This window comes from Gardnerella sp. DNF01157 (assembly GCF_049244225.1).
Classification (GTDB): Bacteria; Actinomycetota; Actinomycetes; order Actinomycetales; family Bifidobacteriaceae; genus Bifidobacterium; species Bifidobacterium leopoldii.
This window is the reverse complement of the sequence record NZ_CP058388.1, coordinates 159,679-185,458: the sequence shown is the minus strand read 5'-3', so window position 1 is coordinate 185,458 and position 25,780 is coordinate 159,679. Positions and strand designations below refer to the sequence as shown.

Here is a 25,780-nt window from a genome sequence, read left to right as displayed (position 1 = left end):
CACTATACGTGCTCGCTACGAAACTCGCGTTGGAAGTCCACTGGACTTCCAACTTAAGCGAGTTTCCGCTCCGAATTGCCTTCGCGCGCTAAATCGCAGCGCTCAGACAGGTCGTCGCGCCCCCGTTTGAAGGATTACAGATAACAGTATACGAAAACGAAAAAACAGTATGCGAATATGAAAAAAGCGGGGAGTAAAAAACTCCCCGCTAGAAAAATAATGCGGCAGCGTGCTAGTCTCCCACACCCTATCGAGTGCAGTACCCTCGCCGTGTCAGGCCTTAGCTTCCGGGTTCGGAATGGGACCGGGCGTCTCACCTGAGCCATGACCACCGCAAAACTAGATTATACACTCAAAACCATTGAGTGGCAACACGTGGCGGTTAGGGAACCGGACATGAACGCGCGTAAAAACTCTCTTACCAACTGATCGTTAAGCAAAACATTCAGTACTCATTAACGCTAGAAGAATAATACTCATAAGGAACTCACCCTCCCCACTAGTAAAAGTGAGGAAGAATGTCACCATCGCCCGTTAGTACTAGTCAGCTCCACCCCTTACAGGGCTTCCACATCTAGCCTATCAACCACGTGTTCTACATGGGGGCTCACACACTAAAGTGCAAGGAATGCTTATCTTGGAGCAGGCTTCCCGCTTAGATGCTTTCAGCGGTTATCCCTTCCGAACGTAGCTAACCGGCAGCGCCACTGGCGTGACGACCGGCATACCAGAGGTTCGTCCACCCAGGTCCTCTCGTACTATGGGCAGGTCTCCTCAACATTCCAACGAGCGCAGAGGATAGAGACCAAACTGTCTCACGACGTTCTGAACCCAGCTCGCGTGCCGCTTTAATCGGCGAACAGCCGAACCCTTGGGACCTGCTCCAGCCCCAGGATGCGACGAGCCGACATCGAGGTGCCAAACCATCCCGTCGATATGGACTCTTGGGAATGATCAGCCTGTTATCCCCGGGGTACCTTTTATCCGTTGAGCGATGCCACGTCCGTACGCCGGCACCGGATCACTATCTCCGACTTTCGTCCCTGCTCGACCCGTCAGTCTCACAGTCAAGCCCGCTTGTGCGATTACACTCAACACCCGATTGCCAACCGGGCTGAGCGGACCATTGAGCGCCTCCGTTACTCTTTAGGAGGCAACCGCCCCAGTTAAACTACCCGCCAGGCACTGTCCCTGACACGGATAACGCGTCGAGGTTAGACGCCAGATATGGAAAGAGCGGTATTTCACCTGTCGACTCCACGCAAGCTAGCGCCCACGCTTCACAGCCTCCCGCCTATGCTACACGATCCACACCTAACGACAATACCAAGGTATAGTAAAGGTCCCGGGGTCTTTTCGTCCTTCTGCGCTTAACGAGCATCTTTACTCGTACTGCAATTTCGCCGGGCTCCTGGCCGAGACAGTGGGGAAGTCGTTACGCCATTCGTGCAGGTCGGAACTTACCCGACAAGGAATTTCGCTACCTTAGGATGGTTATAGTTACCACCGCCGTTTACCGGGGCTTAAATTCACCGCTTCACCGAAGCTAACGGATCCTCTTAACCTTCCGGCACCGGGCAGGCGTCAGAGCGTATACAGCGGCTTACGCCTTCGCACGCTCCTGTGTTTTTGGTAAACAGTCGCTACCCCCTAGCTTGTGCCACCCCCAACAGCTCAACAATGTAAAACCATATCACCATCAGGGGTCTCCCTTATGCCGAAGGCACGGGAGTAATTTGCCGAGTTCCTTGGCCAGGATTCGCCCGATCGCTTCGGTATACTCTACCAGACCACCAGTGTCGGTTTAGGGTACGAGCGGAATCACACCTCACGTTGAAGCTTTTCTTGGCAAGCAGGATCACCGGAATCAGCCTTACAGCCTACCCATCACGCCTCAGCTTAACATCCCCCGGATTTACCTAGGAGACAGCCCACACGCTTAGCCACGGAAAACCACCTCCGCAGCCGGCTACCTACCCGCGTCACTCCCACGCTAACCTACTACCGATACAGTCCCAACACAAACCCATCAACAACCCCGAAAGGCAATCAACAAGAAAATGAAGGTTAGTACTCTCAGATTCAGTTCGAACGGTGTAACACCGGTACGGGAATATCAACCCGTTCATCCATTCGACTACGCCTGTCGGCCTCGCCTTAGGACTCGACTCACCCGGGGACGACGAACGTGGCCCCGGAACCCTTAGTCATTCAGCGGACGGGATTCACACCCGTCTCTCGCTACTCATGTCTGCATTCTCACTCCTGTAAAGTCCACGACAAGTTCACACTGCCGCTTCACCCCATACAGGACGCTCTCCTACCCCGCATGAACAAAATTCATGCAGCCGCGTCTTCGGTGGCGTGCTTAAGCCCCGCTACATTGTCGGCGCGGAACCACTAGACCAGTGAGCTGTTACGCACTCTTTCAAGGATGGCTGCTTCTGAGCCAACCTCCTGGCTGTCTATGCGACTCCACATCCTTTCCCACTTAGCACGCGCTTCGGGACCTTAGACGACGATCAGGGCTGTTTCCCTTTTGACGACGGAGCTTATCCCCCGCCGACTCACTGCCGTGATAAACCTAACAGGTATTCGGAGTTTGGCTGCTATTGGTACCCGGTATGGGCCCGCAAGCATCCAGTAGCTCTACCCCCTGTAAGCAATAACACGACGCTGCACCTAAATGCATTTCGGAGAGAACCAGCTATCACGGAATTTGATTGGCCTTTCACCCCTAACCCCAAGTCATCCCCCCAGTTTTCAACCTAGGTGGGTTCGGTCCTCCACACGGTCTTACCCGCGCTTCAACCTGCTCAGGGCTAGATCATCCCGCTTCGGGTCCAGGACATGCGACTCAAACGCCTTTTAAAACTCGCTTTCGCTACGGCTCCCCCACCCGGGTTAGCCTCGCCACATACCACTGACTCGCAGACTCATTTTTCGATAGGCACGCCGTCACCCCACAAAGAAGGCTCCGACGGATTGTAAGCGCACGGTTTCAGGAACTATTTCACTCCCCTCCCGGGGTGCTTTTCACCTTTCCCTCACGGTACTAGTACACTATCGGTCAGACAGGAATACTTAGGCTTACCCAACGGTCTGGGCAGATTCACGCGGGATTCCACGAGTCCCGCGCTACTTGGGAATAAACATAAAGAGACATCGCACGACAAGCTACGGGGCCATCACCCTCTACGGCTGGGAATTCAATCCCATTCACCTAGCACGACATTTTATCACTCTCCTCAACCCCGTCAGAGGCTGAACAGTCCATCCCACGACCCCGAATGCGCAACACCTGACGGCTATCACACGCACCCGGTTTAGCCTGATCCGCTTTCGCTCGCCACTACTCACGGAGTATCCTTTCCTGCAGGTACTGAGATGTTTCACTTCCCTGCGTACCCCCCACAAAAACTGTGGTGACCACTCATAACAGTGGCCGGGTCTCCCCATTCGGAAATCCTCGGATCAAAGCCCACTCGGCAGCTCCCCGAGGCATATCGCAGCCCGTCACGTCCTTCATCGGTCCTGTCTACCAAGGCATCCACCATACGCCCTTACCAGTGACAAACACTAAAGTAAGAACCCATCAGCAAAATTCTCTAGACAAAAAATCATCACACTAAACGATCACAAAACGATCAAGCGACTCCAACAAAAGGAGCCGGTTGAAATTGATAAAAGCAAAAAAATCGAAACCAAAAAAGTCTCGCATTTTACTCGCGTCCACTATCCAGTTCTCAAACCACCACAACACCACAAAACCAGCATCAACACTCAAAAAGCATCAACCTGAAATCCTGTGAGTCAAGGACCGCAACCCCAAAACAAGGGGGGTGGCAATCCGGGAACCCAAAAGCATGCCCAACAAACTCATATAAACGTTAACCACTGTTTTCCACACCAGTAACCACACTCAACCGAGCGTGCACAAAAACTCCGTAGAAAGGAGGTGATCCAGCCGCACCTTCCGGTACGGCTACCTTGTTACGACTTAGTCCCAATCACGAGCCTCACCTTAGACGGCTCCATCCCAAAAGGGTTAGGCCACCGGCTTCGGGTGCTGCCCACTTTCATGACTTGACGGGCGGTGTGTACAAGGCCCGGGAACGCATTCACCGCGACGTTGCTGATTCGCGATTACTAGCGACTCCGCCTTCACGTAGTCGAGTTGCAGACTACGATCCGAACTGAGACCGGTTTTAAGGGATCCGCTCCATGTCACCATGTCGCATCCCGTTGTACCGGCCATTGTAGCATGCGTGAAGCCCTGGACGTAAGGGGCATGATGATCTGACGTCATCCCCACCTTCCTCCGAGTTAACCCCGGCGGTCCCCCGTGAGTTCCCGGCATAACCCGCTGGCAACACAGGGCGAGGGTTGCGCTCGTTGCGGGACTTAACCCAACATCTCACGACACGAGCTGACGACGACCATGCACCACCTGTGAACCTGCCCCGAAGGGAAACCACATCTCTGCAGTCGACAGGCACATGTCAAGCCCAGGTAAGGTTCTTCGCGTTGCATCGAATTAATCCGCATGCTCCGCCGCTTGTGCGGGCCCCCGTCAATTTCTTTGAGTTTTAGCCTTGCGGCCGTACTCCCCAGGCGGGACGCTTAACGCGTTAGCTCCGACACGGAACCCGTGGAATGGGCCCCACATCCAGCGTCCACCGTTTACGGCGTGGACTACCAGGGTATCTAATCCTGTTCGCTCCCCACGCTTTCGCTTCTCAGCGTCAGTAACAGCCCAGAGACCTGCCTTCGCCATTGGTGTTCTTCCCGATATCTACACATTCCACCGTTACACCGGGAATTCCAGTCTCCCCTACTGCACTCTAGCCCGCCCGTACCCGGCGCAGACCCACCGTTAAGCGATGGGCTTTCACACCAGACGCGACGAACCGCCTACAAGCTCTTTACGCCCAATAATTCCGGATAACGCTTGCGCCCTACGTATTACCGCGGCTGCTGGCACGTAGTTAGCCGGCGCTTATTCGAAAGGTACACTCACCCAAAAGGCTTGCTCCCAATCAAAAGCGGTTTACAACCCGAAGGCCTTCATCCCGCACGCGGCGTCGCTGCGTCAGGGTTTCCCCCATTGCGCAATATTCCCCACTGCTGCCTCCCGTAGGAGTCTGGGCCGTATCTCAGTCCCAATGTGGCCGTCCGCCCTCTCAGGCCGGCTACCCGTCGAAGCCTAGGTGGGCCATTACCCCGCCTACAAGCTGATAGGACGCGACCCCATCCCATGCCACTAAACACTTTCCCAACAAGACATGCGTCAAGTTGGAGCATCCAGCATTACCACCCGTTTCCAAGAGCTATTCTGGAGCATGGGGCAGGTTGGTCACGCATTACTCACCCGTTCGCCACTCTCACCAGTCAGCAAGCTGACTAGATCCCGTTCGACTTGCATGTGTTAAGCACGCCGCCAGCGTTCATCCTGAGCCAGAATCGAACCCTCCACGAAAAACTTCAATGAAGAGCCAACAAAAGGCTCCAATATTAAAAAGAAAAAGACGAGACATTCTTTAAGGAAAGAACATCCCAACAAAAAACCTCACCACCATTTAACCATCTCTCAGGCACCCTGCAATCTGCAAGGCAGGCAATGAACTGGCAATAATTAACTAATAAGTAGTACAGACACGCTCTTGAGTTCTCAAACCACCACCACACCAGCCGGCCCATCAACCTCAACCGAGGAGAACCAGCCGCGCTGAGCAGCAAGAGATAAACTTACACCAACCCACGCTAAAACGCAAACCCACCAAAAACAAACACCCCAAAACCATTGAAAACAAGCCAAAACACCGGCGTGTCGAAAACCACGCAAAAAACACCAAAAAACATGCTATCTGATATTGAATCTATAAAAAACTTTTTAAAAAATAATAGATTTCTTAAAAAATACACAAAAATAGGATAAAAATACGCAAAAAATCAATAGCGCTCACGCATCAACACGCATATTAAAGATTTCTGCCAGGCCTGCAATATCTGGCTCACCATATTTCGTAACTAATTGCATCCACCGATTAGCATTGTCTTCACCAAATCGCGCAGCCTTGCGACGATAAGAATCAACTGTCAAAAAACGAGGAGGTATCGATTTGCTGTTATATTTATCCGCAACCATAACAATTTCTTGCTCAACTGTTTGCGGAATATAGTCTTCAGCAGGAAGAGGCAAATTTTGCGCAACAACTTGCTCTCGAGTTAAGCCAACTCCAGTATGGTTGCGCGCAAATTGCGCAGCATCCTCACTAAAACCATTATCAATTAAATATTTATATCCGCGCAAACCATGCAAAATATAATTCGGTCCATCAAAGCGTAATATGCCACCAGCGTTACTACTGCCATCACTTTCAAGCACAAAATACGTGCCAATATCGTGCAACAATCCACCTATTAAAGCTGCGTATTCATCAATATACTGTTTTGGAGCTAAGCCATCACTAACCGCAGGTAATATTGCATAACTATCTCCGACAAGCTCCTGAAGGCAATTTTTTGCTATTTCAGCACGCTTACGCAAAGTTCCACTCATTTGAGCAGCACGATTTTCAGCGGACAAAAGCATATTGCAATGATGAGCAATTTGCCAAGCAATTGTTGAGATTACAACACAATGACCGTGAATAAGCTCATAAGCAGCAGAAGATGGTGCAGTTGCACTATGCAATTTCTCTACTTCACCAAAATCAGGTAGATTAGCGAGTTTTATCGAGTTGCAATTAAGTATGCTTTCTGCACCATTTTCCATTTTAAGGCTCTTCCTTAAGATTCTTACTTAAGATTATTTTTTGCACTCTTTTCAGTTGCTGCACTCTTTTCAGATTTCACACTATTCGCATCATTGGCACGAGCAGCATCCTCCACAGCCTGCACAACAGCATGCGTTACATTCGCTGCATCGATATTTGCCCCATCTTTATTAGGCTTCTCCACGCTAACTTTTTTTGTCTCTTTAATTGGAACTGGGCTAATTTTCCCAGTATTGGCAAGTTTTTCGTTAGCAAACATCACATTAGCAGCAGCAATATCTCGTGCGTTCATAACAGCAGTCTGCTCAGCATCAGTAGGTCTGATATCTTTCACAACGTGAATATTAGTTTCAAGCGCTGAGGCACCTTGCAAAGATTGAACTGCTCGCTGAGAACAGTCTTCACGCTTCAAACGCGGAGGTCTGCGAGTAGAAACAAACAACGGCTGCACTTCAACAACCGGATTGTAAGGAGCCAAACCAAACCATTTAACAGGCGTACCAGCAACATGTCTAATTGCATATTTCATCTTTAAAGATAACGCTCCACGCACAGAAATATTAGATTCCGGCATCAACGCTTTGTGCAACAGAACATAGCGAATTGGTCCAATATCTGGATCTGCATCAACCTTTGGATACACGGATTTTTGCTGAGGAAGTTCGCCCGTGTGCGATAAGTCATGCATAATTTGGTGAAGATACGCTGGTATAGAAGGCGACACTTTAAATCCGAGTTTAATTTTTACGCGGAATAAGTAGTCCGTACCGAAATTCTCTACACAATACTCACGAGTAAACGGAGCGTCATCTGTTTCTACAGAAACAGCCCACCAAGCTCTAGCACGCTTTGGATGGTCGGCAAAAATAGAGAAGAAGATTCCAGTATCGAGACGCTTCATTTCACGATCGGAAGTCAAATACACAATATTGTCAGCGAAATACGGAATACGGAAATCTCCGTGCAACTTATCTAGCACAGGTAGGAAATCTTTCGGTTTCATGTGCAAACGTTGCGAACGCTCAATTTTAGTTCCATCTTTCCAAGTGACCATAATGATCAAAATTGAAACACCGAGCAGCATAGTAAACCAGCCACCGTGCATGAATTTCGCCATGGAAGCCACAAAGAACATCATCTCAATCATGAGGAATACGATTGCAAATATGAAGGCACCAAATCGCTTCTTTTGATACCACATGTGCACTGTGAGCAAAATAGTCGTAGCAAGCATAGTTAGAGTTAAAGCTAAACCGTATGCGCCAGAGATATGTTCAGAATCGCGGAATACTGCAAGAACCGTAATAGTGGCAACACACAGCACAACATTCACAACTGGAATATACAGCTGTCCACGAGTTCTAGCAGGATATCGCACTTGCAAATGTGGCATCCAATTTAGGCTTGTTGCCTCAGAAACCATTGTGTATGCGCCTGTAATCAACGCTTGAGAAGCAATAATGCCAGCAGTAACCGAAAGAATAACGGCAACATATCGCACATTCGGTTCAAGCATTTGGAAGAATGGGTTCAAACCTTCTATCGACCATAATGCTTTATCGTTTTGATTTTTCAACATCCAAGCGCCTTGCCCAAAGTAATTCAGCAGCAAAGCAACTTTAATAAACGGCCAGGTTGCGTACACATTGCCTCTACCAACATGACCCATATCAGAATATAACGCTTCAGCACCGGTAGTAGAAAGGAAGATCACACCCATAACCGCTAATCCCTGCACATTATGCGTGCTAAACAGGAATTTTATGCCATGAATCGGGTTAAGTGCTTCAAAAATAGTCCAATCTTGGCCAATGTTCATGACACCAACCAGCGCAAGGAAAGCAAACCAAAGCATCACAACAATGCCAAATACTTTGCCAATTCGCTCAGTTCCGCGTTGCTGTACAGAGAAAAGTATGACGATTATAATAACCGTAATCATCATCGACAAATTCTCATTTTCTAAGAATATTGGCTTAAACACTGCAATAGTGCGCAAACCTTCAACTGCTGAAGAGATGGAAACTGCAGGAGTCAGCACAGAATCTGCCAAAAACGCGGCTCCACCAATCATTGCCGGTATCGCAAGCCATGCGCCTTTTTTACGTAGAAGCGAATATAAAGCAAAAATGCCGCCTTCGCCTTTGTTGTCTGTTCTCATTGCAACAAATACGTATTTTACGGTTGTAATTAATGTGATTGACCAGAACAGTAGCGAAAGCATTCCGTAGATAGTCGCGCGATTTATGTTTTGTAAGCCGCCTTGACCTGCTAAAAATGTTTGCGCAGTATAAAGCGGAGAAGTACCAATATCGCCATAAACAACGCCAAGAGCAACAATTGCCATTCCCAATGTAAAACGATCGGAACTGGTTTGCAATTTTGCCCACCATCTACCTAATGGACCTCGTACGGCACTAGCAACAAGCTTTTCCGCTTCTTTTACCTCTTGCGCTTGCTGCTGAGCTATTACTTTGCGCTCTTCGCGTGTTGTCGTTTTTTTTGACACCTGAGGAGCCTTAGTAAACGAGGCAGCTCGCAATATAGCATCCTTAGTACCTTTTAAGGATTTAGTGCTTTTCTCGGAATCTTTCGCGCCGTTGCGAGGATCCTTTGTACTATCGTTTGACGGTACAGCAGTGCGTGACTTAGTCATGCTTAATTGTTCCTCCATATATGAGGCTTCTTCTTGATGCCAACAAGAAGTCGCATAAACCTCACACCTCACAGTTTTATTTCCGTACTTGGATATTGTATACAACAATAGTGCATCGCGCAAAAAATATTAAAAAATCCTTGAAAATTAAGGATTTTATATTCCTAAAATTCGTAAATTTTTCGCGTATTTTCGCGTGTAACTTTCGCTGCTTGCAATAACGATATATTTAGAACTTCAGAAAGTGTTTCTAGCGTATAAGGAACCATATAAGGCGCGTTTGGCCGTCCACGATACGGCATTGGCGTTAAATAAGGCGCATCCGTTTCAACAGTTATATGGTCTTTGCCAATAATTCGCGCAGATTCGCGTAATTCATCATTGCCTTTGTAACTTATAGTTCCAGAAAAACTTGCGTACCAACCGTGCTCTTTCAATATTTCGGCTAAATCCACAGCACCAGCATAACTGTGAAATACTGTTCGCTCAGGAGCGCCATCTTTTAGTAAGACTTTCACTACGTCTTCATGCGCATCACGATCGTGAATTTGTAAAGGTAAATTCAGCTCTTTTGCGAGCGCAATATGGTCGCGGAAAGCCTCTATTTGTGCTTCTCGCGCAGGCTCTCCCGTACGAAAGTAGTCTAAACCGGTTTCACCTATTGCCACTACTTCTTTTGGATGAGCAATTACTAGCGAGCGCAAATGTTGCATAGCTTCGTCAAATGGAATATCGTGATACGGCTTGTAAACTATCGGTAGTCCGTCAGGTCCTTGAGCGCCTTTGTGACCATGTAATACTGCTTCGTTTGGATGTATTGCTATTGCTGCACGAACTGAATTTTCATGCGTTTGAGCAAACTTAATCGTCGGCTCCCAATCTGGATATTCACATCCGACTTCTAGCATGTGTGAAACGCCTGATGATTTTGCTTGAGCAACTAAATCGTCTGCAGTAGGTTCCGCTATTAAATCGCGACCTTTTTCTGCTAATTCTTGATTCAAATTATGTGCAAAATCCACAACGCTAAGCATGTGCGTGTGATCGTCTGCAATTGTTATGCCTTCTTGTAGCAGATTTTCCCATACTGCAGATTGCGCTGCTAAAGCCGGCGCCCAATTATGTTCGCGATGATGTTTACTCATATTTTTAAGTCTACTCGCAAACTCAACTGTCAATTTTTATTGAATGATAAGTATTTATAAAACTGCTTTGCGAATTGCATCATATTGCGATTTTACAAGACGATAATACGCTCCTCTTGCCTCCATAAGCTCGTTATGAGTGCCTTTTTCAACAATTTCTCCATGATCGATTACACAAATCAAATCCGCATTCTCAATCGTCGAAAGCCTATGCGCTATTACAAAAGATGTGCGATTTTTAAGTAATTGAGCTAATCCTGCCTGTAATGCTTCTTCTGTACGAGTATCAATATTACTTGTTGCCTCATCTAGAATAAGAATTCGCGGATTCGCAAGCAATACTCGCGCAAACGATATAAGCTGACGCTGACCTGCAGAAAGAGTGGCTCCGCGCTCTTCAATTTCAGTATCGTATCCGTTCGGTAATCCTTCAATAAATTCGTGAGCATGAACTGCGCGCGCTGCATTCTCAATTTCTTCATCAGTGGCATCGAGCTTCCCATAACGGATGTTCTCGCGTACGGTTCCACTGAAAATAAAGCTATCTTGCAACATTACGCCCATTTGTTTTCTAAGAGATGCGAGCGTTACTGAACGTACATCGTACCCGTCTATAGTAATCGAGCCTTCTGAAACGTCGTAGAATCTAGAAAGAAGACTTACAAGAGTTGTTTTTCCTGCGCCAGTAGGCCCCACAAGAGCTACAGTAGTACCAGGATTAACATGCAAATCAACCAAGTTCAATATTGGCCTTCCATCTTCTTCGTAACGGAAAACAACGTCATTTACGTCTACTTTTCCTTCGATCTGAGGCAATTGAATAGCATCTGGCTTATCTACAATATTTGGCTTAATTCGTAAAGTTTCAAAAATTCGTTCCAAATAAACTGAGCACGTTACAAGTTGCGTGTAGAAGTTTCCAATATTTACTACTGGATCCCAGAAAGTAGTCGAATACCAAACAAATGCTATAAGCGTGCCCGTGCTCACGTTCATTGCACCTAAGTTTGCTATGCCAGCGTAATACAAAAGCGCTATTGCTGCAGTCTCAATAATTGAAGCACCAGGCCAAAGTAACATTTGCACTCTAACGTTTCGCATCCAAGCACTTCTTACTTCTGCTTGTTGCTCTTGAAAAGTAGTGTATGCCATAGCTTCTCGCGCAAAAGTTTGCGTTGTTTTTACTCCTGCGATTGATTCGTGCAAATACGCATTTAAATTACTTTGTTTATTTGATAACTTTTTAGACGCTTTTCTTTGCAAAATTTGTAAAGTTCGCGTCCAAATTATAAATATTGGGAATAGCGCCAAGCTCCACAAAGCCATTCGCCAATCTATAACAAACATTGTTATTAATGTAATAATAAGCACAAAAACGTCAGAAAATACGTTAATTAAACCGGATGAAAGCGTGTCAGAAAGCGTATTGATGTAGTTTACAATGCGAATCAGAATTTTCCCATGCGGACGCGAATCAAAATAATCAAAAGACAGTGATTGCACATGCGTAAAAATATCGCGACGCATGTCTTTGATTATCATCTGGCCGATGCGTGTAATCGCTAAAGTTCTGTATGCTAAACCGAGTTCATACAATATAATGAGCACTGCAAATACTGCAATAATTGTATATAAATAATTGACGTTTTTCTGAGGCAATACAACGTCGATTAGCGTTTTTGTAATCATTGGCATCGCTGTCATAATTATGCTGCCGCTAATAACTACCATAATTACGAATAGAAGTTTAGTAGCATACGGCTTCATATATTTTCTAACGCGCATAAGCTCGTGCACATTTATGTGTTCTTCTTGAGCTTCGTCTTCACGATAAGTATTACGTTGTGCCATTTCTACTCCCCCTTCGTTTCGAATCCTGCAGACCTGCCAGTTTTAAAGCCAAGTTGCTTTCTATAGATCTCCCAATACCTCCCGTGCGCCGCAACAAGCTGAGCATGCGTGCCACGTTCAACAATTTTCCCGTGATCTAGCACAACAATCATGTCTGCATCTTTAACGGATGAAATTCTGTGCGCAATAGTGATTATTGTGCGCGTGCCATCAAGCTTTTTCAGCTCCTGCTGAATATGCTCTTCCGTTTCCATATCTACAGCAGAAGTTGTATCGTCCATAATCAAGATTGCAGGATTATTTGCCAACGCTCTAGCTAAGCTCAAACGCTGCTTTTGCCCACCAGAAAGACCTACCCCGCGCTCGCCTACTACTGTTTCATAACCTTCTGGCATATCCATAATAAAATCGTCTGCTGCAGCAATTGTTGCCATCGTGCGAATGGTATTATCTAATTCCTTACAATTTTCTTTAGTTTGAGGTAATCCAAAACTAATATTTCCTGCAATAGTGTCCGAAAATAGGAATGTTTCCTGCGCAACTATGCTAACTTGGTTACGAACAGTTTCTAACGGCCATTCGCGCACGTCTTTTCCGTCAATTAAAACACGACCACGCGTAGGATCATAGAATCTTGCTATAAGACTTACGAGAGTTGATTTGCCGGAACCAGTTTCACCAAGAATACCCAGTTTGCTTCCAGCAGGAATGTCTAAATCAATATCTTTTAAGATTGGAGAGTCTTGATCGTCTGGGAATGAAAAATCAACATGCTCAAAAGTAATTTTACCTCTAATTTTAACGGTTTCGTCCGATTCTTTTGGATGTCTAATATGCGATTCTTGCGTAAGAAGTTTGCGAATATTCACGCATCCTGCGTTAAAACGCTGCCAATCATTAATAAGCCAGCCCACCATTCGTACAGGCATGTGTAGCATCCAAAGGAAGCTGTTAAAAGTGACGAATGTACCTAAAGTCATGTTGCCATTCAAAACAAGCCATCCGCCGAAACCAACTGTTATAAGCTCAAGCACAAAACCCATGCCATCAAGCCAAGGCATGTATTTTTGAGTATTTTTTGCAAGCGTAATATTGCGATTAAAGTAGTCTTCGTTGCACTTATCGAATTTCTTAGTTTCGTAATCCTCACGCACAAAAGCTTTTACTACGCGATTCCCTTCGATATTTTCTTCCACCATTGAATTCATGCGCGCAAAGGATTCACGAATTGCAAGGAATTTCGGTCTAGCTTTTTTGCCCATAATTTTTGCGAGCAGAAACAAAAATGGCGTAATTGACATAAGCGCTAAAGCGAGCTTCCACTGAATTGAAAACATTATAACCAGCGCTAACACGAACATTACTACACAATCTAACGCCATATACGAAACCCAACTTAAAATATGGCGAATCGCGTCAGTATCCGATGTCATACGACTCATAATGTCGCCTGTGCGAGTGTGATTAAAGTACGTAAAATCGAGAGAATGAAGTTTTTCGTACTCGTCGCTCACCAGGCGATACACGGCATTTTGACCAAACTTTTCCATTAAAAGCTGGTAAATATACCTTGAGCCAACGCGAACAATCATCATTGCTACCATCAAAACGCATACGCTTATAAGCAAATTATGCTGTTTGCCAATAATGATTTTGTCTACAATAAAGCCCGAAAGCAACGGCATTGCCATTGCCATCGTGTCATTGATAATAAATAGAAAAATAGCAAGCCAAACTTTCCACATATCCGGCTTACAGTATTGCAATACCCAGCGCACGTTACTCGCATCTTTGCATTTATTTGGATTCACATACATGCGCCAGCTTCTCCTTTGTTTCCGATTTTGCTTTTTGAGACTTAATTTTAAATTTATACTATTTTCTCACATTAGCATACACAAAAAGATGTGGCGTGTAGCCAAAAGACTACACGCCACATGCTATAAGTTAAGCAATCAGCTTAGTAAACTTGCGCGAATTATCGCTACAAATTTACTTACTTCTGCCAGCCCATATCCTCTGGGTAGGTGCTTGCGTAACCAGCAGGGCCGTTGTTAGCAAAGCCCTTCTTGAACACCTGGTAAATAGGAGGAGCAGAAACTGGAAGAGTTCCGTAGAGTGCGAGAGCTGCAGACTCTGCCTTGTTTGCATAATCAGTCTGTTCCTTGTAATCGTAGGTCTTGCCAATCTTGTTGAGCATAGCATCAATCTTCTTATTGCCAACGAGACCGAGGTTGGAATCGCTATCAGACTTGTAAACCTGGCTTGCTGCAGACAAGAAGCTCAATGGAGATGTGGACTGCCATGCCAATGGAAGCACCTGGTACTCGTGCGAAGCAACAACCTCGGAGAACTTAGCAACAGCATGGTTCACAGTCTTGCACTTAATTCCAGCCTTCTTCATCATGGCCTGGAATGCGTTAGCAAGAGCTGCCTGAGTAGAATCATCGCCGAAGAAGGTGAAGGAAATCTCAAGAGTCTTGCCATTCTTGGCGTAGTAGCCATCCTTGCCCATCTTGTAACCAGCAGCTTCAAGGGTCTTCTTAGCGTTTTCGGTGTTGTACTTGCCGTCAGCAGGAAGATTGTTCTTGTAGCCAGCCTGGAACATGGAGAGAAGCTCAGAACCTGGCTGCTCGCTCTTCCAGTTCATGCCCTGGAACTGAATCTTGTTGTAGGTAGCAACGTCGAATGCCTGAACAACAGCCTTACGAACTGCAAGCTCGTTAAGTGGCTTGGACTTAGCGTTGAAGTTAAGCACGCGAACCTTGGTGCTGTAGCCGTAACGCAGCTGAGCACCCTTAACGCTACGAGCAGACTTGATTGCGTCCTTAGCAGAAATGCTATCGGTTACAGCATCGATTTCACCGTTCTGGAAAGCGTTCAAAGCTGCAGTATCTTCCATACGCTTTACAACAACCTTATCGAGCTTTGCCTTCTTACCCCACCACTTTGGATTGCGGGTGAAAACAACCTGATTTTCGGTTGCGGATTCAATCTGGAATGGACCTGCACCCCACTCGTTGTGAGGATTGTTTACCCAACCCTGGTTGAAGGTCTTAACGTCACCGGCCTTTGGATGAACCAGTGGAGCGAAAAGCATTTCCCATGTTGCGCATGGCTTCTCATAAGTCACTACAACCTGCTTTGGAGTGGAACCTTGTTCAACACTCTTGATGCAGTCATAGCCTTCAGTACTTGGGACGGAGTAATCCTTGTTCTTTCCGTTCAAAGCCTGCCAAGTAGCCTTAAATGCAGTGTAGTCAAAATCAGTGCCATCATTCCACTTGGCCTTTGGGTTCAAGTTGTACTGAACAACAAGTGGCTTATCGCTAACCTTCTTAACGGAAGTGATGTAGTCAGGGTTGTACTTAAGCTTTTCACCCTTAACGGTGTCATAAGCCATAAGATTTGGCTGGTAGAAGCCCCACAAAGTATTCATGTAACCAGAGTTACCGTCGTTAGAAGCGTAATTCCAGTTTGGACCGAGAACAGGAAGAGCAACGGTGTAAGTGCCGCCGTCCTTAACGTTGTCACGTGACTGTGGATTATCGTAACGCTTGTTGACATCTGGCATTGGAAGTTCGCCAGTGTAAGAAGTGTCAACACCAGCAGCTGGCTCTTCAGTCATACCTGCTTTACCAGCATTGTTAGTAGCACCGCCGCAAGCGCCGAGCAGCATTGCAACAGAAAGTGCAGCTGCGGCAAATACAGTCAGTTTACCTGCATTTGTATTTTTCATGATTCCTCTCATTCCCCGGATGATGTCCGTCTTCCGGTATGTTGTATGAGTATATACAACTCTATGACATTCGACAAATCGTTTTCACAAAATATTGATTTTTTTCTTTTCAACTTTATGAAAATTAGGCAAAAAAGAATAATTTATTATCTATAATGAGCAAAACAGAAAATTTTTTAGTTTATTTTGGCTAAAAAACAAAATATATTACGTTTTTTAAATTTATGTTACACAATAAAAAATCGCGCATGTTGTAATAAACATGCGCGACTAAGTAATTTATTCAGATTGATGAAGATTAACTAAAATCAACAAGTCATGAATTACCTAACATCGTCAAAATTATCTTCTTCAGAAAGAATAATACGCTTACGGTTCTTCTCAATTGTAGGATCCGGAATTGGCACAGCGCTAATCAAAGCCTGAGTGTAAGGGTGCTTTGGATTATCAAACACCTCATCCGTTTCACCAGATTCAACAATTCGACCGTGATACATAACAGCAATTCGGCTAGAAATATGTCGAACAACAGCCATGTTATGAGCCACGAACAAGTAAGCAACGCCCAACTTGTCTTGCAAATCTTCAAGCAAGTTAATAATTCCAGCCTGAATAGAAACATCCAAAGCCGAAACTGGCTCATCAAGAAGCAAAAGCTTAGGATTCACAGCCAAAGCGCGAGCAATAGCGATACGCTGACGCTGGCCGCCGGAGAACTGCGTTGGGAAGCGATCAACTTGATCAGGATTCAACTCAACCAATTGCATAAGCTCAGCAATACGCTGGCGAATTTCTTCCTTAGACTTCTTTTGCACAAGCAAAGGCTCTGCCAAAATATCGTAAACAAGCATACGAGGATCAAGCGAGCTCATTGGATCCTGGAACACGTACTGAATCTTAGAACGAAGTTCGCGACGCTGCTCACGAGTCAACTTATCGTTCAACTCAGTACCAAAAACTGTAATAGAACCAGACTCAGGCTTCTTCAAGCCCATAATCTCCATCAAAGTCGTGGACTTACCAGAACCAGACTCGCCAACCAAAGCCACAGTTTCGCCTTCACGAACCTCAATACTCACACCATCAACCGCGCGAACTTCGCCAACCTTACGTCGCAAGAAGCCGCCGCTAGTAATTGGGAATGTTTTAACCAAGTTCTTAACATCCAAAACAACTTTTCGTTGCTCACGAGGAATGCCTTCAAACATTGGCTTAATTGGCTTTTCGGTTTCCGCATGAAGCAACGAGCGAACAGTTTCGCTTTCCGCTTCAAGACCCATCATTGTACTGTCGTCGCCGCTATTTTCTTCAGCCATAAGCATATCCATAGTCGGCTTAGAAATTGGAGTCAAACGACGAGTGCGCTTTTGATCAACGCGAGGAACAGCGCCCAACAATCCAATAGTGTACGGCTGAGTTGGGTGAGCAAAAATCTCCTCAACGCTATTATGCTCAACCAAATGGCCCGCGTACATAACAATAACTTCGTCTGCAACGCCAGCAATTACGCCCAAATCGTGAGTAATAAAAATCATTGCAGCGCCGGTTTCGCGCTGAGCTTTCTTCAAAACTTCCAAAACCTGAGCCTGAATAGTCACATCCAAAGCGGTAGTAGGCTCGTCTGCAATAATAATATCCGGATCGTTAGCAATTGCCATAGCAATCATCACGCGCTGGCGCATACCACCAGAAAACTCGTGAGGGAAAGCCTTCAAACGCTCAGCCGGCTTAGTAATACCAACCAAATCAAGCAATTCAATAGAACGCTCGCGAATCTGCTCTTCGCTCATGCCCGGGTTATGAATAACCAAAGCTTCCTTAAGCTGATCACCAATAGAGAAAACTGGAGTTAAAGCAGAAAGAGGATCCTGGAAAACCATGGCAATATTCTTGCCACGAATCTTACTCATTTCTGCATCAGACTTAGTTAAAAGCTCCTCGCCCTTATACTTTACAGAGCCTTTAACGCTAGCGTTTTTATCCAGCAAGCCCATAACAGCCAAGGACGTAACCGACTTACCAGAACCAGATTCGCCAACGATACCAATAGTCTTTCCGCGGTACAAATCAAAATTCATTCCGCGCACAGCATGCACAGTACCAGCTTCAGAAGCGAAGCTAATTTGCAAGTCGCGTACTGAAAGCAACGGTTCGTTGTTTTGATCTTCCATCGTGGTTTCTTCCTTAATAGCGTTATTTGCAATATCAGTCATGTTTATCACTCCAAACGCTCGTTAGTCGGCCTTACCAACAGACCTAGAATATGGATCAATGGCATCACGCAAACCGTCACCAATAAGCTGCACGGAGAAGGTTAGCAAAACAAGCACTGCAGACGGCACCAAAAGCACCCACGGAGAAGTCTGCACAACGCTTTGGCCAGCATTAAGCAAAGTACCAAGAGAAGTATCCGGAGCCTTAATACCAAGGCCCAAGAAGCTCAAAGCAGTTTCGCCGTTAATCGCACCAATAACACCAAGAACCGTGTTAATAATCAATACAGAACCCAAGTTTGGAACCAAGTGGCGCACAATAATGCGGAACGAAGAAACGCCCTCGAACTTAGCTGCACGAACATACTCACGTTCGCGCAAGCTCAAAGTCAACGTACGAAGAGTACGAGCGTAACCAATCCAACCAAAAGCTGTTAAGCCAAATGCCAACCACAGCCAATCGCTACCACCACTAGAAGCACTAATGATTAAAGCAATCAGCAGGAAGGAAGGAACAATCAGCAGCATGTCCAAAAGCCACATACCAACCTGCTCAAACCATCCTTCGAAGTAAGAAATAGCAGTACCAACCAAAGCAGCAATAACTGTAATGGTAATAGAGCTAACAATACCAATGGAAAGTGAACGACCAAGTCCGCGCACAACCATTGCGTACATGTCTGAACCGCCTGGCGTAGTTCCCAGCCAATGCTCTGCAGAAGGAGGAGTTGCTAGAGAAGAAAAGTCTGGTTCGTCGTAGCTCCACTTTGAAATCTTTGAGCCAAACAAAGCAAAAAGAATCAAAATTACGAGCATAACCAAGCCCACAACTGCAGACGGGCGACGGAAGAATCGACGCGTATAAAGCGTCATCTTACCAGTGCGCTTAAAGTTGCCCCAGGCACCAGCAGTAGCTTTTCTATCTGCAGCAGATTCTTGAGGTTTTGAAGATACATCTTTTTTATTCATATCAAATTCACCTACACTGTTCTGCTAGTTCAAACGAATACGTGGGTCGAGCCAAGCAGAGAAGATATCTGCAAGCAGAGCACCAACTAAGGTACATACAGCACCAAACGCTGCAATAGCAACAGAACCGTTAATATCGTTCTGCATAATGGTCTGAACGAAGTAGCTACCAAGACCGTTAATAGCAAACACGGTTTCAGTAATCACAGCACCCGTAAACACGCCTGCAATAGAGAAGGCGACGTCAACAGCTGTTGGAATCAAAGAAGTACGCAAAGCGTGGCGGCGAATAGCCAAATTCAAAGGTAAGCCCTTAGCGCGAGCCGTACGAACGTAATCAGCATTCATAGTATCGAGAAGATACGTGCGCTGCGTTAAATGATACCCAACCATGCCAGGAATTGTCATAACAATCGTCGGCAAAATCAAATGCTGAAGGAAGTCAAGAAGGAACATGAACGGGTCAGAACCCTGGTAAGAGTGCAAACCAGTAACGTAGAAAAGTCGCACGCCTGTTGCGCGGTTAATGCTAATAGCAGCAAGCACAACCATCAAACCCAAAACTGCTGCAGGAACAACCAGCAGGAAGGTTGCGGTGGAATTAAGAACTCTATCTTGCCACTTGTACTGACGGATAGCAGTGTAAACACCAACGCTAACACCGAGAACAATGCCAAGAATTGTAGCGCCAGTAACCAGCTGAACAGATGCGCCAATACGAGACATAATTGCCGGACCAACTGGAGCCTGATCTGGGCTCAATCCCCAATCCCACTTAGTAAAAATGTTGTAAATCCAACGGCAATAACGAGTAAACACTGGAGTCTGGTCGTTAATATTTGCCAAATCCAAAGAACGGTTGATTGATGCAATAGGTGGATGCGGATGCCTAGACATGTAGTTCGAACGCGGTCTCATAAAAGCACTTGTCAAGAAATACGTCATGGATACGGCAACAAACAACATCACCACATAATTCAGGCATCGTTTAACGATGTATCGTATCATTGTGACTCTTTTCTACGACTAGCCATTTTTTACCTCCATTCGGCATCCATAAATCTTGTGATTTACAGTATTGCCGATCTAACACTCGACCTTGAAAAAGGCGTGTTTGAATCGACCCTTGTCAATCCGGACACATAATTAGTATATTTTTAGCCAAGCTATGTACAAAGAGACAAACAGAAAATATTTTTGCACAGCACTTTTCTCAATATCCAAGGGAAAAATTTCGTATATATAAGTTATATTATACATATCTAAACATGCAAAAAAGCGCAAAATATCAGTGATTTCTAGCTATATTTTTACACAAAGATATGTATTTTAAAATCAAAAAAGTATTTTTATACATACAAAATACGTTTTATAAGCAAATATAATAAATTCAAAATTTAATTACAAAAACTGAATATTTACCGAAAAAATTGTAGTTTTACTAAAATAATTAATAGTATTCAAGCAAATGCCGAAAATAGGCATAGACAAGAAACACACGCGAGACATTGAGCAGTATACAATATTTTTTATTCGTACTTTCAACTCTAAAAGGAGAATGAATAAGCTCATGGCTGAAAACATCAAAGCCGTAACTCTGGAACATGTAAAAAATTATTCCAAACATTTTAACGAACAGCGCGCAAATCTTCTCGCCGCGAATGCAGCAGTAACAAATGGTGTGCTTAAAGCCGCAACAAGCTACCAAGGCAAGCGTGCTCTTCCTCGCGAATTCTCAATAGAATTAAAACAAGGCAGCATTACCAATCAGAAGCGCTCCGGACGCTGCTGGATGTTCGCCTCACTTAATACTTTGCGATACGAAGTAATGCATAAGTGGAATTTAGACGACTTTGAGTTTTCAGAAAGCTACCTATTCTTCTGGGACAAGATTGAAAAAGCAAACGCTTATTTGGAAAATGTGCTTTCAACACTTGATGAAGATGTTAATAGTCGACTTTTTGAGAGCATTAACTATGGTCCAATCGATGACGGCGGCTGGTGGCAAATGTTCGTCAACTTGGTAAACAAGTACGGACTTGTGCCAAAGAGTGCATATCCAGATTCACAGAACTCAGTCGACTCTGATGCATTCGTACAGTACATCAATACCAAGTTGCGCGAGTTTGCATACGAATTGCGTGAAGCTCATAAGAACGGAACTTCTTTGGAAGAATTGCGCGAAATGAAAGTTCGCGATTTGGAAACCGTTTATCGCATGACGACTATTGCCCTGGGTGAACCACCTGCACAGTTTGACTTCTTCGCACGAACTAAAGATGATGATGACGATAAGAAGGACGGCGAAAAAGACGAAACCAAGAAAGATGGCGAGAAAACCAGCAAAGCTGACAAGCCAAAAACCGGCAAAGATGAGCGTCCAATGATTTGTGAATATGGAATTACTCCACTTGAGTTCGCAAAGAAGTACGTCCCAGTTGACGTAAACGACTTCGTAACAATATGCAACGCACCTATGGAACGCACACCATTCAACAAGCTCTACCAATTCAAGTACAGCACCAACGTAGCTGAAACAAAGGAAATGGAATTTGTTAACGTTCCTCTCGATGTATTCAAAAAAGCAGCTGTAGACCAATTAAAAGATGGTCATCCAATCTGGTTTGCATGCGATTGCACACAGTTCTCCTTGCGTGACAGTGGATTCTTCGATCCTGCAGTTGTGCGCGTAGATGAATTGTTTGATGTGAAGTTTACATTCGATAAAGCTCACGGTTTGGAATATATGGATTGCCCAGGAAATCACGCAATGACATTCACTGGCGTAAATCTTAATAAAGATGGCGATCCAGATCGCTGGAAGATCGAGAACAGCTGGGGCAAGGATGCTGGCGAAGACGGCTATTATGTTGGCTCAGCAGAGTGGTTCGATCGTTATGTGAACGAAATAATCATCAACAAAAAGTACCTTGACAAAGAAACTTTAGCTGTATTGGATCAAGAACCAGTAATGCTTGAACCATGGGCTCCACTTTCGAAGCGTTGCCGTTAAATAGTTACCATTAAAAATTAAGTTTGGTAACCGTGTGAGCGCAGATTGCTTTTGCAGTCTGCGCTTTTATTTTTGTTTTACTTTTTATTTTTTATTTTTCATAAATTAAAAAGAAGCCCGGCGGGAAGAGAAACCCGCCGGGGCAGAGAGAAAGAGAGAAGAAGGTTTCAATTATGGGGTTCGAAAACGAACCTCGCTAATGGCGAACCATTAACACATGTTAGTATAGCTAAACATTCGTCCAAAGAAAAGAGTTTTTCCTTAAAATTTCCTTAAAATATTTTCTTTTAGAGAACCATTTGCTATGTTTTCTAATTTTATAATTTATTTATTGAAAATTTCAACCTATTTCTCACTATTTTCCAAAGATTTTTTTGCTGCAGCAAGTCTTTCTGCCTCGACACGCTGACGCTCGGACAAAGCAGATGCGAAACGCTCAAGCTCCTCCTCAACTGCTTCTTTTGGAATCTTGGCAAAAATAGGACTTGGCTTAGGCACAGGCGTACCTGCTACCAACTCCTCACTCTCCCAAGGATGAACAGTTTCCCCCAAGCGATAATCGCCCGTAATAATCGGATACTTGAAGTCTGGATTATCCAAATCTTCAACTTCTTCAATATGAGGCAAAGGCGAGAATACGCCAGTGCCACCAAGTGCTTCCCAAACTTTTTGAGCTGCATGAGGCAAGAATGGCGCAAGCAGATGATTAGCATCCGAAACAGCCTGAGCTGCAACATGCAACACAGTACCAAGGCGAGCCTCATCATCTTTAATTTTCCAAGGCTCAGTTGCAGAAATATATTTATTAATATCCGCAACTACTCGCATTGCTTCAGTAAGAGCATTCTTCTGACGATGACGCTCAATCAAACTACCGACCAAAGCAAAAGCATCAGAAGTTTGATCGAGAAGAGCGCGATCCATTGCAGTCATAGAATCTTCGTCAAGAGGAGGGATTACACCAAAGTTCTTATTAATAAGATTTGCCACACGATTGACAAGATTACCCCAGCTTGCAGCAAGCTCTTCGTTATTATGGCGAGCAAACTCAGCCCAAGTAAAATCAGCATCAGAATTTTCTGGACCAGCAATAGAAATGTAGTAACGCACAGCATCTACAGGGTAACGCGCCAAAATATCCTTCACATAAATCACGATTCCGCGCGAAGAGCTGAACTTCTTGCCTTCCATAGTCATGAACTCAGAAGCAACAACCTGTTCAGGCATGTTCAATGGACCATAAACGCCAGCCTCACCACCTTTAGAACCAGCACCGTTGTAGGCAAGCATTTCCGAAGGCCAAATCTGAGAATGGAAAGTAATGTTATCTTTGCCCATGAAGTAGTATCCAGGAGACTTAGGATCACACCACCAATCACGCCAAGCGTCTGGCTTGCCTTGTCGACGAGCCCATTCAATAGATGCAGACAAGTATCCAATAACAGCGTCAAACCACACATACAGACGCTTATTCGGATTATCAATCCATCCTTCAACAGGAACAGGAATACCCCAATCAATATCGCGCGTAATAGCTCGCGGCTTTACTTCATTAAATAATCCAAGCGAGAAATTAATAACATTCGTGCGCCAACCTTCGCGAGAATGAAGCCAATTAACATTCGCCTCAGCCAAAGCAGGCAGGTCTAGGAAATAATGTTCAGTTTCTTCAAAGCGCGGAGTTTCACCATTAATTTTAGAAACTGGATTAATAAGCTCATCCGGATCAAGCTCGTTTCCACAAGCATCACATTGATCGCCACGAGCACCATCTGCGCCACACAATGGGCATGTGCCTTCAATATAACGATCTGGCAAAGTACGACCAGTGGAAGGAGAAATAGCAACCTTCTGAGTGCCCTTGTAAATATAGCCGTTCTTTAAGCACTGACGGAACATTTCTTGCACAACATGCTCGTGATTTGCAGTAGTAGTACGCGTGAACAAATCGTAGCTCAAACCTAAATCGCACAAATCCTTAGTAATCACACGATTATAACGATTAGCAAGCTCTTGCGCAGAAACGCCTTCCTTATCTGCTTCAACCAAAATAGGTGTGCCGTGCTCATCCGTGCCAGACACCATTAATACGTCATTACCTTTCATGCGCTCGTAACGCGCATACACGTCCGACGGAACCCCGAAACCTGCAACGTGACCAATATGACGAGGGCCGTTAGCATACGGCCAAGCAACATTCACCAAAATATGACTCATAGACAATTATTATCTTGTTCAACGCGGACAGTACATAAGAACATTGCAAAAAGAATCCCAAAATATACGAGAAAACACGCTAAATAACAAGCCTCACACGAGTTCATCCACATATCCACAAGTTATAAAACCAGCCTGGAATTGAAGCAAATATAAACATAATCTCAACTTATGCATTACGAAACTTATTCACTACAAAGCATGAATTACAAAATATGCGTTAGAAAAACAACAATATGTGCGATACGCATTGTAAATAGTCGCGCTAAAAAATAAATATGCAAAAAGAAAGGATTGAGGAAAATTGAAAAAACAACAAAACATACGCGATTTATTGGATATTTGCGAAGAAGCACAAACACAATTCCCGGAATTACTTGACGACAACCATTTACCAGGCCCAATGTGCATGAAAAAACTTTCTCAAATTGGCGTATTCAATAGGCTTGATTTAAATGCAGGATATTCAAATAAAGCAGCTATTTCCACTCAAGGAAGAAGTAATATTGTGAGCAATCTTATACCTACAGAAAGCATAGCCTGCTTATTTACTGCAGCATGGGTTTGGATAGGAGGCAATTTTCCTGAAAATATAGATGTTATTGATTATGGGCATAGAAGAAAAAAGCCGCACGGCCATGCAATCCGAGCATTTCGAAGACACTTAAACAATGAAGAATACGTAATACTTGGAAAAATTAGAATAACAACGCCAGAACGAACAATTTGCGATTTAGCGTACACTCCAAGCGAAAACGAAGAGTACGAACCTTATAGAAAAGATATTGCTCACTTATTGATATCTAAATACAGCATTGACTTGCGAAAATGCAAACGTACTATTGACGGAAACCCATATTTCCCAGGCTCAATACATGCAAGAAATTGGATACGAAACATTGCGAAAGAAGCAAACAAACCATGGAAATAAAGAACTCTTATGCAACTAAAACAAGCAGCCCTCCAAAACCACCTATAATACTCACGCCATATGTTGCTATCGACCCTGCAACAAAAACGGAAGTGCTATGGTATATCGCGCAAAAAATACCAGAACTTCGCAAATGGATTATTGCAAACCCTTCGGCAGACGCACAAATCTTAGAATATATTTCTCAACAAGGCGGTCCTGACGTTCGTTACAGTTTTGAAGTGCTATTTTCTGCGTATGACAGCAATGAATAGAAAGCAAAAATAG

Annotated in this window: 14 protein-coding genes and 3 rRNA genes; 3 read left to right on the top strand and 14 right to left on the bottom strand. The window is 44.8% G+C overall.

The window, feature by feature from the left end:
- Positions 1-219: 219 nt before the first annotated feature.
- The 13 genes from rrf to HXT38_RS00660 form a co-directional block, all read right to left on the bottom strand.
- Positions 220-336, bottom strand: a 5S ribosomal RNA gene (rrf, locus tag HXT38_RS00720).
- A gap of 179 nt (positions 337-515) precedes the next feature.
- Positions 516-3,577 (bottom strand): 23S ribosomal RNA (locus HXT38_RS00715).
- 374 nt (positions 3,578-3,951) lie between these two features.
- A 16S ribosomal RNA gene (locus HXT38_RS00710) occupies positions 3,952-5,479 on the bottom strand.
- The 16S, 23S and 5S rRNA genes sit together here, the layout of an rRNA operon.
- A gap of 192 nt (positions 5,480-5,671) precedes the next feature.
- Positions 5,672-5,818 (bottom strand): hypothetical protein, encoded by a 147-nt coding sequence (locus HXT38_RS00705; protein WP_162720529.1) that lies wholly within the window; start codon positions 5,816-5,818, stop codon positions 5,672-5,674.
- A gap of 144 nt (positions 5,819-5,962) precedes the next feature.
- Positions 5,963-6,778, bottom strand: coding sequence for an HD domain-containing protein (locus tag HXT38_RS00700; RefSeq protein WP_004104700.1), 816 nt, complete (start codon positions 6,776-6,778; stop codon positions 5,963-5,965).
- A gap of 23 nt (positions 6,779-6,801) precedes the next feature.
- The gene (locus HXT38_RS00695) at positions 6,802-9,435 is read right to left on the bottom strand and encodes a KUP/HAK/KT family potassium transporter (protein ID WP_012914496.1); all 2,634 of its coding nucleotides are present in this window, start codon (positions 9,433-9,435) and stop codon (positions 6,802-6,804) included.
- A gap of 164 nt (positions 9,436-9,599) precedes the next feature.
- A complete protein-coding gene (locus tag HXT38_RS00690) occupies positions 9,600-10,580 on the bottom strand; it encodes a TatD family hydrolase (RefSeq protein ID WP_004104703.1) in 981 nt (326 codons plus the stop codon).
- Positions 10,581-10,634: 54 nt separating this feature from the next.
- Positions 10,635-12,431, bottom strand: coding sequence for an ABC transporter ATP-binding protein (locus HXT38_RS00685; protein WP_012914497.1), 1,797 nt, complete (start codon positions 12,429-12,431; stop codon positions 10,635-10,637).
- A gap of 2 nt (positions 12,432-12,433) precedes the next feature.
- Positions 12,434-14,248 carry an ABC transporter ATP-binding protein gene (locus tag HXT38_RS00680; protein WP_064340402.1) on the bottom strand — a complete coding sequence of 605 codons (1,815 nt, stop codon included), beginning with the start codon at positions 14,246-14,248 and terminating at the stop codon, positions 12,434-12,436.
- A 179-nt stretch (positions 14,249-14,427) separates the two neighbouring features.
- Positions 14,428-16,170 carry an ABC transporter family substrate-binding protein gene (locus HXT38_RS00675; RefSeq protein ID WP_004104709.1) on the bottom strand — a complete coding sequence of 581 codons (1,743 nt, stop codon included), beginning with the start codon at positions 16,168-16,170 and terminating at the stop codon, positions 14,428-14,430.
- Between the two features lie 323 nt (positions 16,171-16,493).
- Positions 16,494-18,383 (bottom strand): ABC transporter ATP-binding protein, encoded by a 1,890-nt coding sequence (locus tag HXT38_RS00670; RefSeq protein ID WP_421777048.1) that lies wholly within the window; start codon positions 18,381-18,383, stop codon positions 16,494-16,496.
- 21 nt (positions 18,384-18,404) lie between these two features.
- Positions 18,405-19,352, bottom strand: coding sequence for an ABC transporter permease (locus tag HXT38_RS00665; RefSeq protein ID WP_004104713.1), 948 nt, complete (start codon positions 19,350-19,352; stop codon positions 18,405-18,407).
- Between the two features lie 24 nt (positions 19,353-19,376).
- Positions 19,377-20,360 carry an ABC transporter permease gene (locus tag HXT38_RS00660; protein WP_012914500.1) on the bottom strand — a complete coding sequence of 328 codons (984 nt, stop codon included), beginning with the start codon at positions 20,358-20,360 and terminating at the stop codon, positions 19,377-19,379.
- A gap of 562 nt (positions 20,361-20,922) precedes the next feature.
- Here HXT38_RS00660 and HXT38_RS00655 point away from each other — a divergent pair.
- A complete protein-coding gene (locus HXT38_RS00655) occupies positions 20,923-22,365 on the top strand; it encodes an aminopeptidase C (protein ID WP_032842247.1) in 1,443 nt (480 codons plus the stop codon).
- 345 nt (positions 22,366-22,710) lie between these two features.
- On the opposite strand, the gene metG is transcribed toward HXT38_RS00655, so the two are convergent.
- Entirely contained in the window at positions 22,711-24,582 is a 1,872-nt protein-coding gene (gene metG / locus HXT38_RS00650; RefSeq protein ID WP_004118486.1) for a methionine--tRNA ligase, read from the bottom strand.
- A gap of 304 nt (positions 24,583-24,886) precedes the next feature.
- Here metG and HXT38_RS00645 point away from each other — a divergent pair, with 304 nt between their 5' ends.
- Positions 24,887-25,513 (top strand): hypothetical protein, encoded by a 627-nt coding sequence (locus tag HXT38_RS00645; RefSeq protein ID WP_050397209.1) that lies wholly within the window; start codon positions 24,887-24,889, stop codon positions 25,511-25,513.
- Positions 25,504-25,767: a hypothetical protein gene (locus tag HXT38_RS00640; RefSeq protein ID WP_004118480.1), complete on the top strand. Its 264-nt coding sequence runs from the start codon at positions 25,504-25,506 to the stop codon at positions 25,765-25,767. Before HXT38_RS00645 ends, HXT38_RS00640 begins: the two co-directional genes overlap by 10 nt.
- Positions 25,768-25,780 lie beyond the last annotated feature (13 nt).

Coding starts and splice junctions, on each gene's coding strand:
- metG (WP_004118486.1), bottom strand. CDS start 24,582: ATGAGTCATATTTTGGTGAATGTTGCTTGGCCGTATGCTAACGGCCCT.
- HXT38_RS00655 (WP_032842247.1), top strand. CDS start 20,923: ATGGCTGAAAACATCAAAGCCGTAACTCTGGAACATGTAAAAAATTAT.
- HXT38_RS00685 (WP_012914497.1), bottom strand. CDS start 12,431: ATGGCACAACGTAATACTTATCGTGAAGACGAAGCTCAAGAAGAACAC.
- HXT38_RS00665 (WP_004104713.1), bottom strand. CDS start 19,352: ATGAATAAAAAAGATGTATCTTCAAAACCTCAAGAATCTGCTGCAGAT.
- HXT38_RS00660 (WP_012914500.1), bottom strand. CDS start 20,360: ATGATACGATACATCGTTAAACGATGCCTGAATTATGTGGTGATGTTG.
- HXT38_RS00640 (WP_004118480.1), top strand. CDS start 25,504: ATGGAAATAAAGAACTCTTATGCAACTAAAACAAGCAGCCCTCCAAAA.
- HXT38_RS00695 (WP_012914496.1), bottom strand. CDS start 9,435: ATGACTAAGTCACGCACTGCTGTACCGTCAAACGATAGTACAAAGGAT.
- HXT38_RS00700 (WP_004104700.1), bottom strand. CDS start 6,778: ATGGAAAATGGTGCAGAAAGCATACTTAATTGCAACTCGATAAAACTC.
- HXT38_RS00690 (WP_004104703.1), bottom strand. CDS start 10,580: ATGAGTAAACATCATCGCGAACATAATTGGGCGCCGGCTTTAGCAGCG.
- HXT38_RS00670 (WP_421777048.1), bottom strand. CDS start 18,383: ATGACTGATATTGCAAATAACGCTATTAAGGAAGAAACCACGATGGAA.
- HXT38_RS00675 (WP_004104709.1), bottom strand. CDS start 16,170: ATGAAAAATACAAATGCAGGTAAACTGACTGTATTTGCCGCAGCTGCA.
- HXT38_RS00680 (WP_064340402.1), bottom strand. CDS start 14,248: ATGTATGTGAATCCAAATAAATGCAAAGATGCGAGTAACGTGCGCTGG.